This is a genomic window from Panacibacter ginsenosidivorans (genome assembly GCF_007971225.1).
GTDB lineage: Bacteria > Bacteroidota > Bacteroidia > Chitinophagales > Chitinophagaceae > Panacibacter > Panacibacter ginsenosidivorans.
Window position 1 is genome coordinate 5,207,108 of sequence record NZ_CP042435.1, and the last position, 11,806, is coordinate 5,218,913.

General features: G+C 37.8%; 9 protein-coding genes. 3 read left to right on the top strand and 6 right to left on the bottom strand.

The window, feature by feature from the left end:
- Positions 1 to 141: 141 nt before the first annotated feature.
- From FRZ67_RS21980 to FRZ67_RS21990, 3 genes are all read right to left on the bottom strand, one after another.
- Positions 142 to 2,643: a DUF5916 domain-containing protein gene (locus tag FRZ67_RS21980; protein WP_147192714.1), complete on the bottom strand. Its 2,502-nt coding sequence runs from the start codon at positions 2,641 to 2,643 to the stop codon at positions 142 to 144.
- Between the two features lie 349 nt (positions 2,644 to 2,992).
- Entirely contained in the window at positions 2,993 to 3,817 is an 825-nt protein-coding gene (locus FRZ67_RS21985) for a T9SS type A sorting domain-containing protein (protein WP_158638430.1), read from the bottom strand.
- 90 nt (positions 3,818 to 3,907) lie between these two features.
- A complete protein-coding gene (locus tag FRZ67_RS21990; protein WP_147192716.1) occupies positions 3,908 to 4,462 on the bottom strand; it encodes a type VI secretion system tube protein Hcp in 555 nt (184 codons plus the stop codon).
- 434 nt (positions 4,463 to 4,896) lie between these two features.
- On the opposite strand from FRZ67_RS21990, the gene FRZ67_RS21995 reads away from it, so the two are divergent.
- Positions 4,897 to 5,154 carry a hypothetical protein gene (locus tag FRZ67_RS21995; RefSeq protein ID WP_147192717.1) on the top strand — a complete coding sequence of 86 codons (258 nt, stop codon included), beginning with the start codon at positions 4,897 to 4,899 and terminating at the stop codon, positions 5,152 to 5,154.
- A gap of 302 nt (positions 5,155 to 5,456) precedes the next feature.
- Here FRZ67_RS21995 and cphA read toward each other — a convergent pair whose 3' ends face one another.
- Positions 5,457 to 8,093 carry a cyanophycin synthetase gene (cphA, locus tag FRZ67_RS22000; RefSeq protein ID WP_147192718.1) on the bottom strand — a complete coding sequence of 879 codons (2,637 nt, stop codon included), beginning with the start codon at positions 8,091 to 8,093 and terminating at the stop codon, positions 5,457 to 5,459.
- A 397-nt stretch (positions 8,094 to 8,490) separates the two neighbouring features.
- On the opposite strand from cphA, the gene hisIE reads away from it, so the two are divergent.
- Positions 8,491 to 9,090 (top strand): bifunctional phosphoribosyl-AMP cyclohydrolase/phosphoribosyl-ATP diphosphatase HisIE, encoded by a 600-nt coding sequence (gene hisIE / locus FRZ67_RS22005; RefSeq protein WP_147192719.1) that lies wholly within the window; start codon positions 8,491 to 8,493, stop codon positions 9,088 to 9,090.
- 1 nt (position 9,091) lies between these two features.
- Positions 9,092 to 10,174, top strand: a complete 1,083-nt coding sequence (locus tag FRZ67_RS22010; RefSeq protein WP_147192720.1) for an AhpC/TSA family protein — start codon at positions 9,092 to 9,094, stop codon at positions 10,172 to 10,174.
- Positions 10,175 to 10,397: 223 nt separating this feature from the next.
- Here the strand turns inward: FRZ67_RS22010 and FRZ67_RS22015 are convergent, their stop codons facing one another.
- Both FRZ67_RS22015 and FRZ67_RS22020 read right to left on the bottom strand, forming a co-directional pair.
- On the bottom strand, positions 10,398 to 11,123 hold the full coding sequence (locus tag FRZ67_RS22015; protein ID WP_147192721.1) for a pyridoxine 5'-phosphate synthase: 726 nt from the start codon (positions 11,121 to 11,123) through the stop codon (positions 10,398 to 10,400).
- A gap of 110 nt (positions 11,124 to 11,233) precedes the next feature.
- Positions 11,234 to 11,764, bottom strand: a complete 531-nt coding sequence (locus FRZ67_RS22020) for a DUF2911 domain-containing protein (protein ID WP_147192722.1) — start codon at positions 11,762 to 11,764, stop codon at positions 11,234 to 11,236.
- Positions 11,765 to 11,806 lie beyond the last annotated feature (42 nt).

Sequence of the window (11,806 nt, forward strand, 5' to 3'; positions counted from 1 at the left end):
TATTGAACAAAGTAAAAAGTCAAAATTCAAAAGCACGAAGACTTTTTTGAATTTTGACTTTTGAATTATTTTGCAGTACAAGTGTGCGACGCAACAGATGATGCTATGAAAAACTTTTGCTGGTAAACAAACAATTTGTCTTTATTTCAAATTTTTATCCGGCTTTGCTACATGTTGCTTCAGCGTTAAATAATCTAGAAAGTAAATAACCTTTAGAGAGAGATTATTATTGTTGTCTGATTTGATCGTGTTTTTGAAGTTTTCAAAATAGCGTGATTCTACATCGTTACTGAAATACTGCGTTGCATTCTTCCAAACAATATTGATGAAGCTTCCCGGCGCAAACTGCCATGAGTAAACCATGTCTATATTAAAGAAATTTACATTTTGGTTTGCGTCAGGATGAAAGTCTGGATTAGGTTTTAGCGTTCCATCGTGTTGAAGTATAAAGAAATCTTTGTTGTCAACCGTACTTAGATAATGCCTTGCTCTGAAAGTAATTCCCATCTTGTTGGTGAAACTATATTTTACACTTAGCGTATTTTCAACTGTGTTTACTTTTCGTTTTGCAAAATTGATATCACTGCTTCCGTCAACATAAGTATAGCCCATATTGTTCAACTGCGGGGAGAGATTTAAATTATGCGAAAGACTTAATTTATTGTTGATCCTAAAGTTTTGTCCCATAGAGATGTTTGCACTAAACTGGCCGTAAAAATTTATGCCTGTTTTTGTAAACGCATCTATGAAGAAAGAATATTTTTTACTGTCGTTACTCTCGGCCCATGCTTCTACCATTATATTACTACCACGCTTAAAGAACCAACCGGTTTGTCTTGGTTCATAAAAATCATTTTGTTTAAAGTTGTACCCTGTAAATATTCCAAAGAACCAAAGCTTTTTGGTTTGTACGTTAGCGTTTACATTAAAACCTGCAGATTGATATTTTTCATCTACCGGTGCAATCTTCTTTGCAAGCATGCTGCTGTTAACGTTGAAGTTAACATTGATGCGATTATACCAACCTTTTGGTTCATTAAAATGATAGCCCATCCATAAATAATGATTGATATAATTGTTATTGGTAAAATAACCCATATCATCACTGCTATATTTGGTATCTGTTCTTTCCTGTGACAAATTGAAATTAAAACGGCCACTGGTTTTACCAAAATGTAATTCATGACTAAAACCGGTTTCTGTTTTTCCTTCTGATAAATAGCCAAAACGATTGCTTACAGCAAGTTTACCACCAAGGTTATAAGTGTTCTTTTTATTATTTAATTCAAATAGGCCTGCTGTTACATTAGCATCATAATCTTTGCCGCTGCGCCATACATTTGTGTTGATAAGTGATACACTGGAATTGTGTTTCAGGGTTTGATCAAGAACAAATACATTGTAATTAGTCAATGGATCGGTGAGTAACTGGCTCTGTTCTTTTGTTGAAGTGTTTTCTATTGTGGCATATTGTGGTTTAGTGATCGCATTTAAAAAGCCAATGCCCAGGCCACTTTGTGTACGGCCTGAAATTTTTGTAGCGTTGATCAATTTAGATTCCGTTGGATTTTTTATGATGCTTTCTGAACTATCTATCTCATTATACACATCATACCTGTGAATAGGAGAGCCGCCTATTCTTCTTGAATAAAATAAATTTCCTTTACTAAATAATTCAGTTCCCTCTGTAAAGAAATTCCGGTACTCATTATATTTTACTTCAAACGGTGTAAGATTCAGAACCTGGTTATCACTTTGCACCTGCCCGAAATCCGGTATCAGCGTAGCATCTAAAGTAAATGCCTGGTTAATGCCATACTTTACATCAAGGCCACCATTAACCTGGCTTGTCCAGTTTTTTTCAGCAGGATTATTATATGGGTAATGATTGCCATAAACTGACAAATAAGGTGAGAATTGCAAACGCAATGGTGGCTTTATATTCGATAAGCCTTTCCATATACCTTCCTGTGTAAGAAAGCCATTTACATTTACATCAATTGGATTCCACGTATTTTGTTCTTCTGTTTTCCTTCTTCTGCGTGTTATGTTAACGCCCCAATCCTGCACATCTTTTTTGCCAAAGCGAATAGCAGAAAAAGGGATGAACATTTCAAAACTCCAGCCACTATCTGTTATAACGGCACCGCTTTTCCATACGCCGTTCCAGCTAAAATCTTCCATGTCTCCATCCATACTTGGCGGGTTCATTTTTGCATCCCATTGTTCACCTAATGGCGTCACAAAATATTCAAAGCCGTTTAGCTTATCATTGTATGTGTCAAAAATAACCCCGATATAATCATTGGTTCCATAGCCGTCACGCACTCCCATAAGTTGCGTGGCAATACTGTCTTTGCTTCTTTCATAACAAAAGCCCCCAAAATAAATCCCTTCGTCACTATACATTAAATAGGCAATTGTTCTGTTTTCAAAATTTTCTTTAGCGCCCATCTTTGGTCTGAAGTAAACCAAATCAGTCATTACAGCTGCATCTTTCCATGCTTCCTCATTTAACACTCCATCAATTTTTAAAATGCCTGCTGTACGTTTTGCATCAAGCACCCTGGGTTTGTTTGTTTGTGCCGTGCTTCTAAAAGAAACAAGCAGAAAAAAGATGAATAATGCAGTGCTGGTTTTCATGATCCTGTATAAAGGTTTTATGCTGAACGGGATAAGTGTGCAAAATGTTACACTACTAGTTTTTTCGTAGATTCAAAATTCAAGGATATTGATACCGGTAAACAGTTAATTTATGTAAAGAGTAGTTTATGGCTGACGAATGGTAAGAGAGAAGCGAAATATTTTTTTGAGCCAGGGTTAAGAATCTGCATAAAGATTTTGTTGCGTCGCACACTTGTACGTTTTACTTATAAAGCAACAAAGTAAACAGGACAGGATTGTATAAGATAAATGGGAATGTAAACGACTGTATAGTTTTTGCTGTCGTTAAAATTATTTTTTTCGCAGATTAAAAGTAAAGTTTATCTGGCTACTCTTTTATAAACTTTTGGGTAAATAAAGTTTTATCTGGCATCAATATCCTCACAAGATAAAGACCGGTTGCCAGTTGTCTTACATCAATGCTTTCCATAACAAGCTTATTTTCAGTAAAAGATGTGGATTGCTGACGTAGTATTTTGCCTGTGCCATCAAAAACAATTATGGAGCCATTGCCACTTTGTTTCGCTATAATTTCTATCCAAAGTCTGTCTGATACAGGATTTGGATACATCCTGAAAGGCACGGCATCGGGTCCTTTTACTGAAACAATATTTGAATAGCCATAAGTTGTATCACTGTTGAGTTGCCTGATACGATAGAAAGTAACACCGCTGTAATCATTATAATCGGGTAAATGATAATTCTTTTTGAAGTTGGTTTTTGTTGAAGCCAATGCAAAATTAATAGTGGCAAAATGAAAGGTATCGGCAGGTGATCTTTCAATATTAAAGCCCGATGCTTTGAACGCATATTTTGTTTCCCAATTCAGGTCAATGGTTAAATTGTTTGCTCTCTCTGCTTTAAGGGTAAGTGCAGGCTTCTGATCTTTTAGAGATAAACAATTTGCTTTTGCTTTATTTATAAATTCAGCCGTTTTGAATGTAATAACACTGGGTTCTAAAAGATCAATATGTACGAAATTTATTTTTCTTTCAGCAGGTTGTATCATATTTTCAGCTGGCCGTATGGGAGTAAATGCAAACGGCATTGCTGCTTTTTTTTGAACAGGCAGTTTAGATGCCGTTAGCTGTGCTTCAGTGTTTCGCGAAAGCATCAGGCCGGTAAGTATGCATAATAACAGGTATTTTTTCATCAGCATGAATTTTTATTACAGATAAAAATGTGCACCTCAGCTATGGACTGTGCATCAATAGAATGATTCACTTAGCTACAACGGTAACTGTTATGGGAAAACATAATTCCATTCTGCATTGGATTGAACATCCCAGCCATAGGTTGTCTTGTCCCCTCCGCTGCCATCTGCTCTTTGTTTGCGTTGCTGCCACGCAATTCTTGACGGACTTAACGAAATAGCAAAAGTGGGATATTCAGAACTGGCAGATTCCTGAACTGACGTTATAGTAACATCTTCCATACGAATCTTATAATAGGTAAAAGCGGTAGTTCCTGGTTTTATCATATAAACATCCACACTGGTAAGTTTTGTGCCATTATAAAGTAGTTTCTTAAATAAAACGGAAGCAGGATTTATAGACATCATAAAGTTGAACTCTGAGGTGGATGTTTGGCAGCCTGTGGTACCGCTGGGACAGCCACTCTCTCCTTGAGAAAAAGAAAGTCCATCAATTTCACCGGTGTGTCCGGGCACAACAGAGCCACCGTTTAATAGCGTAGTTCCATCAAGTGCTTTGATTAATACCTGATGTGATTGTGCAATTACACTGTTGCAATAAAATATACATGCTGCAATAAACGACAAGGCAATAATTTTTCTCATACAATTTGTTTTAAATGATCATAACATGTCAAAGACAGTACTGGCGTATTACTTAACTAAACTGGTGTGATAGATTTGTTAGCGGTACGGTTTGAAAGGATAAACAGAAAAGCCCAATACTGCGTAAGTTAAAGAAATAAAAGAGAGGAATAAATTATTTTTTGCCTTATGATATTTTGTTCTAATTCGATGGAAAAAATACCGACAAAAAGAGCTCCAAAATAAGAAGCCGTTATAAAGCGCAATAAGTTTTGAGCAAAATTTTATATCAATCTTACACAATTTTACGTTGTTAAATTATATATGCAGATAAACATAAGGTTTTGAGATATATGTGCAATTAAAGTTACCCACCGCTTTTATAGCGTAGCTTTAATGTAAGAAAATAAATTGCTGCGTAATGGGCAATTGATTTATAGTAAAAACAAATTCCTATGTTACAAACAAGTTGTGAAATTCGCGGGTTGCTGTATAAACTAAAATATACCCGTATAAATACAAAAGAAGGAGAATTATTTAAAGGCATTCTTTTTTTAGAAAATGCTTTTGGCTTTTCTTATATTATTAAGGAAGGGAAAATAGTTTTATTCGATCCATCTTTTGCTGACCAGGTTCGTAAAGACGCTATCATTAAAGCCATTGCAGAAGATATCAAAAATAGCTATATTAAGTTTCGCCGGCCGGGTATGTAGATACTTATGATACCGGCTGCAGTATTTCATAGGAGCTTTTCTTGCGTCGCACTCTTGTGCAATTTGGATGTGAAGCGGCAATCGATAAGTTACCAATTTTATTTTATTGTATTAAACGTTTAATACCCTTCAAAACGCACAAGTGAGTGACACAACAATCGATGCCATAAAATGCCGCAGCTAGTGACAAAAAAATAAAGCGGCATTCACAAATACCAAAATAAAATAATAGCCAGATTTGTAAATACAAAAGCCGGCTATCAAAAAATGTATATGATAACCGGCCTTATAAAAATCATTCACTACACAGCCGCTAATATTTCTGCATCCTCTTTTTCTTTCAAAGCTTTTATAAGATCAAGCGCTTCTGCAACCACATCGCACATAATGGTTACAAGAGAACCGGGCTTTGCGGTATTGTAGGCATGCATGATCGCTTCCTTCTCATTGTAGATAATGGTAATAGGAATTTCTTTTGCTCTTGTTTCATTAATTCCTTCTACCAATAAATTTACAATCTCTTCTGCGGTGCGGCCACGCAGGTTTTTATCCTGGCGTATAATGATCTCATCAAAACATGTGGCAGAGATGCGGCCAAGATCTTTAATGTCTTCATCACGCCTGTCACCAGTACCGCTGATGATACCCACTTTTGGTGTGCCATCCATCTTACTTACAAAATCGCAAAGTAGTTCAAGACCTGCAGGGTTGTGTGCAAAGTCAACCAGGAACTTGAATGTGCGGAACTCGAATAAATTCAAACGTCCCGGTGTTTGCGAAGCAGAAGGAACAAATGTGCTTAATGCACTGCGTATGTCTTCAATGGAAATATCTTTAAATAGATATGTGGCAAGCACAGCAGGTAATGTATTCATAATATTATGCAATGCTTTGCCACCATAAGTAATAGGAATGTCTGTAACCTTTGCCACACGAATCTTCCAGGTGCCTTTCATGATTGTTACATAACCATTTTCATACACTGCTGCATAACCACCTTCAGCACAATGTGCTTTGATACGCGGATTATTTTCATCCATGCTGAAGTAAGCAACATTACATTCAAGGCCTTTATGCATGTTATATACCAGATCATCATCTGCATTTAAAATAGCAAAGCCACTTTTAAATGTCGTTTCAGGAATTACAGCTTTTACACGAGCCATTTGTTCTAAAGTATCGATGCCACCAAGTCCTAGATGATCCGCTGTAACATTCGTAACAATACTTACGTTGCAATTCTGAAATGCCAAACCACTTTTCAACAAACCACCTCTTGCACATTCGAGCACTGCAAAATCTACAGTGGGGTCTTTTAATACAAATTGAGCACTCAATGGTCCGGTACAATCGCCTTTCATCAGCAGTTGATTTTGTATATACACACCATCGCTGGTAGTGTAACCAACTTTTTTTCCTGCAGTTTTACATATATGAGCTGTTAAGCGTGTTGTGGTTGTTTTACCATTCGTTCCGGTTATGGCGATGATTGGAATACGGCCTTCACTTCTGTTGGGGAACAACATGTCAATTACTGGCTCAGCCACATTGCGTGGTAAACCTTCACTTGGTTCTATGTGCATGCGGAAACCCGGCGCTGCATTGACTTCCAGGATAGCGCCACCATTTTCACTTACCGGTGTGCGCAGATCTTTTGCCATAATATCGATGCCGCAAATATCGAGACCGATGATGCGGGCAATGCGCTCACACATTACAATATTTGCAGGATGCACTTCATCTGTTACATCTGTTGAAGTGCCTCCGGTTGATAAGTTGGCTGTTGGCTTCAATAATACCAATTCTCCTTTTGGCGGAATGGTTTCTACTGTATAACCCACTTCATCCAGCATCTTTTGTGTAAACTGGTCAATGGTTATTTGCGTCAGTACTTTTTCATGACCATATCCTCTGCGTGGATCTTTATTCGTTTCATCTATCAGCCATTGAATAGTATGTTCACCATCTCCTGTAATTGCAGCAGGAGTGCGCAATGCAGCGCAGATGAATTTGTAATTAATAACGAGGATACGAAAATCAAAACCTGTTATGAACTTTTCACAGATAACACTGCGGCCATACTTTTGCGCAGCTTCCAACGCTTTAGTAGCCTGCTCCCAAGTAGTGATGTTGGTAGTATTGCCTTTTCCGTGATTACCATCAATTGGTTTTATCACCAATGGGTAACCATATTTCACAATGGCATCTTTTAATCCTTCTTCATTGCGGATAACAGTACCACGTGGTACAGGAATTTCTGCAGCTTCTAATAGTGCTTTTGTTTCTTCTTTATCACAGGCAATATCAACGGCAATATTTCCTGTTGTGCTAGCAATGGTTGCACGAATTCTTTTTTGATGCACACCATAACCAAGTTGTACGAGACTTTGTTTATTCAGACGTATATAAGGAATACCACGTTTCAACGCTTCTTCTACAATGCAACCTGTAGAAGGCCCAAGCCTTGTGTCTTCGCGTATTTCACGCAAACGTTGTATATCTTCTGCAAGATCATAATGCACTCCATCCACCAATGCCTGTGCAATTTTTACGGATGCTTTTGCTGCATAAACACCCGCATCTTCTTCCATATAACTAAACACTACATAATAAATGCCTTCCTCACCCGTAGTGCGTGTGCGGCCAAAACCACAATCCATACCAGCCAGCGTTTGTAGTTCGAGTGCAATGTGTTCTATCACATGCCCCATCCAGGTGCCTTCACGAACACGTTTAAAAAATCCACCGGGCACACCTTCGCTGCAACGGTGTTCATACATCGTGGGAAACATAATTTCCAAACGCTCCAAAAAGCCATCGATCTTGTTGGTAGGAGATTGTTCAAGCTCTTCCAGATTCAAACGCATTTGAATTAATTTCAAACGGCGCACACTCCAGTAATTGGGGCCTTTAAGCACTTTGATGTCTTCAATTTTCATAGCAGATGTTTTCAGTTTACAGTTTCCGGTTTGTAAGAATGTAATTATGACGCCAGCTTTTAGTGCATGGGTCATCGTCCCTTGTGTCACTCACTTGTACAACAAAATATAATTGAACAGGAGCGAAATAAGAAAGATGAGTAAGATAGGGAAAAAAGATTTCCAATTAATAAAGCAGTATGAAAATTATTGCATCATTAGGATTGCCTGTAGTAAGAAAATTTTGGGTATGTAAAGTTGTTCTGCTCTGCAAAAGTTATACAGTACAAGGGTGCGACGCAACAGGGGTTCAACAATGATTTATGGCTTGGTACAAAAATCTCTTTAACAGGATGACTGTTCAGCAGCAACGTAAAAAATACTATAACTTCGCTCTTCATTTTGCAGGGAAACAATTATGAAAGTTGATTTTAAAAAATATGCGGATGGGCTGGTACCCGCTATAGTGCAGGATTATACCACGCACAAAGTTTTGATGCTTGGCTTTATGAATGAAGAAGCATTTCATAAAACAGAGACAACAGGCAAGGTTACTTTTTACAGCCGCAGCAAAAAACGTTTATGGACAAAAGGGGAAGAAAGCGGCAATTTTCTGGAACTGAAAAGTATCACATCAGATTGTGATAATGATACGTTGCTGGTAAAAGCAAATCCATTAGGGCCTGTTTGCCATACAGGAGCTGATACCTGCTGGAGTGAAAAAAATCACAGCGAAGATTTTCTATCTTACCTCGAAGACATCATTAACCTGCGCCGCAAAGCCGCGCCTGAAAATTCATATGTGGCAAGCCTTTTTGCAAAAGGCATTAATAAGATAGCTCAGAAAGTAGGAGAAGAAGCTGTTGAAGTGGTAATAGAAGCAAAGGATAAAAATGATGAATTGTTCCTGAATGAATCTGCCGATCTGCTCTTCCATTATTTGATTTTACTTAACGCCAAAGGCTATAAATTGCAGGACGTTTTGTATATTTTACAAAACCGTCATTCAAATAAATAATATGAGGAATTTATTATTGTTGTTGTTGGGATTGGTGCCGCTTTGTGTAATGGCACAGCATAATGAGGGCTTTGTTATTAATGGTACCATAAATGGATTACCTGATAATAGCCTTGTTTACCTGGCGGTAAATGGAGAGAATGATACGCTTGCAAAAGCTATTGTAAAAGAAAATAAGTTTATACTTTCCGGAAAATTTGATAACGCCGATGGCGTAATGCTGATAATGCCTTCTATTGCAAAAAGATTGTACCTTTTTATAGACAATGAAACCATCAATCTTATTGCATCGAACACCACGTTGAGCGATGTTACAATTACCGGTTCCTCCACGCAGTCTGAGTACGAAGAATTCATGAATGAAATTAAACCACTTGGAGATTTTGTAAATTATTATCGTTCGCAAGCACAGGGCGCTGCAACACAAGGTGGGAGGGATTCTGCCGGTATTATGCTTAATACAGCATACAATATTTATCAAACAAGTATAGACAGGTTTGTTAACCGCCGAAAGAATAGTCCTGTTGCTGCGTTGGTGCTTGCTTATAGTTATGATATGGATCCTAACAAAGATGCTGATTTGCTGGAACGCAGATTTTCGGTACTTGGCAGCGAGGCATTGAAAAGCCGTTTTTCACAAAATATACAACAGGTAATTGCCACTTCAAAAATTGGTGCAGTTGGAACTACTGCAATAGATTTTACACAAAAAGATACAGTTGATAAAGATGTTTCTTTATCGCAGTTCAAAGGCAAATATGTACTGGTAGATTTTTGGGCAAGCTGGTGCGGGCCGTGCAGGAGAGAAAATCCAAATGTAGTAGCTGCGTACAATACTTATAAAAATAAAAACTTTACCATCTTAGGTGTGTCACTTGACAGAGAAAAAGAGAGCTGGTTGCAAGCTATCAAAGCAGATCATCTTGCATGGACACACTTGTGGGATGCAGATAATAAAGTATCCGGTTTATATCATGTAGACCTTATACCTCAGAATTTTCTTATAGACCCCAACGGCGTTATTATTGCCAGGAATTTGCGTGGACCGCAACTAAACGAAACACTAAAGCAAGTGTTGAAATAATTTATACTACTTCTCTTTGTAATAATTTTTTTGAGCCTGACTTTTAGTTAAGCATTAAACTTTTGTTGCGTCGCACACTTGTACTTTCTTTTTTGTTTTCAGCTTTGAGGAAGTATGAATTATAAAATTCATTTTGCATCAGCCGAATATTTATATAAACGTTGAAGAGTGCGACGCAACAGGTGTTTAATAGAATTGCTGCAGTTTGGTAAAAAAATAAATGCTACTGAAGTTGTCGCTTATACATTTGAATAGTATTCTGAAAGCCTAAATACAAGGCATCGCAAACAATAGCGTGACCAATGGACACCTCATCGAGCCATGGTATTTGCTGTTTAAAAAATTTTAAATTATGCAGGTCAAGATCGTGACCGGCATTTACACCAAGGCCCAGTTCTTTTGCTTTTTGAGCAGCAGCTGTATAAGGCGCTACTGCTCTGTTTTTATCGTTAAGAAAATTGATGGCGTATGCTTCGGTATATAATTCAATTCTGTCTGTACCTGTTTCTGCAGCAGCTTCCACCATTTCAATAACGGGATCAACAAAAATAGAAACACGTATGCCTGCGGCTTTAAAAATTGCAGTCATTTGTTGCAGGTATGCTTTATGTGTAATGGTATCCCATCCATGGTTGCTGGTTATCTGTCCCAGTGCATCCGGTACCAATGTAACCTGTTGCGGTTTTGTTTCCAGTACAAGATCAACAAACTTTTGCTCTGAGCAATTGCCTTCAATATTGAATTCTGTAGTAATGATCTTTTTTATTTCCCGCACATCATTATAACGGATATGTCTTTCATCGGGGCGTGGATGCACCGTAACACCATCCGCACCAAAACGCTGTGCATCTATGGCGGCTTTTACAACATCAGGATTATTGCCACCACGGCTGTTTCGCAGTGTGGCAAATTTGTTTATATTGACAGATAATTTAGTTGTTGATTCCATACGACAAAGTTATAAGCATTTTTCTTTTGAACATTTTGAAGTGATGTGGCCTTTACCAAAGAAAAAGGGAACCATTGATGGCTCCCTTTTTCTTTAAAAGATTATCACAGTTACATTACAGTAAAATCTACTTTCAATGTACCCCATACAAGACTTACTTTGCCAGACTTGTCAATAAGATAAGTCAGCCTTTCCATCGGCTTATCTGTTTTGCCTGCCTTTACTTTTACCTGTAAAGCATCATTGGCTTTATTTTTTTGATAATCGAATGCACCCCAGGTATCCCATGTTTTATTAAAGATCAATGTCCACTCATCTCCTTTGTTGATAGTAAAGAAAGCATATTTACCGGCAGGTAATGTTTGCCCCTCTATTTTTACATCTTTATCAACCTGGAAAGTAGTGGCTTCATTGGCACCTGCACGCCATACCTGGCCTTCTTTAGGTTCTACATCTTTACCTATGGTTCTTCCCTTTAAAGCAGGTTGACTGTAATTGATTGTAATAGTTGCACCGCTGGCGCTTTTGCCTACGGCAGTTGCAGGCGGACTAGGTCTTGCACCTTTATCGCCTTGTGCACATGCAGAGAGACTAAGAAACAGTACACTTGCAAATAATGTAACGGAAAGCAATTTTTTCATAGCTTTTATTTTTTTAATGGAACGAAGTTCAGCATAAAAAAT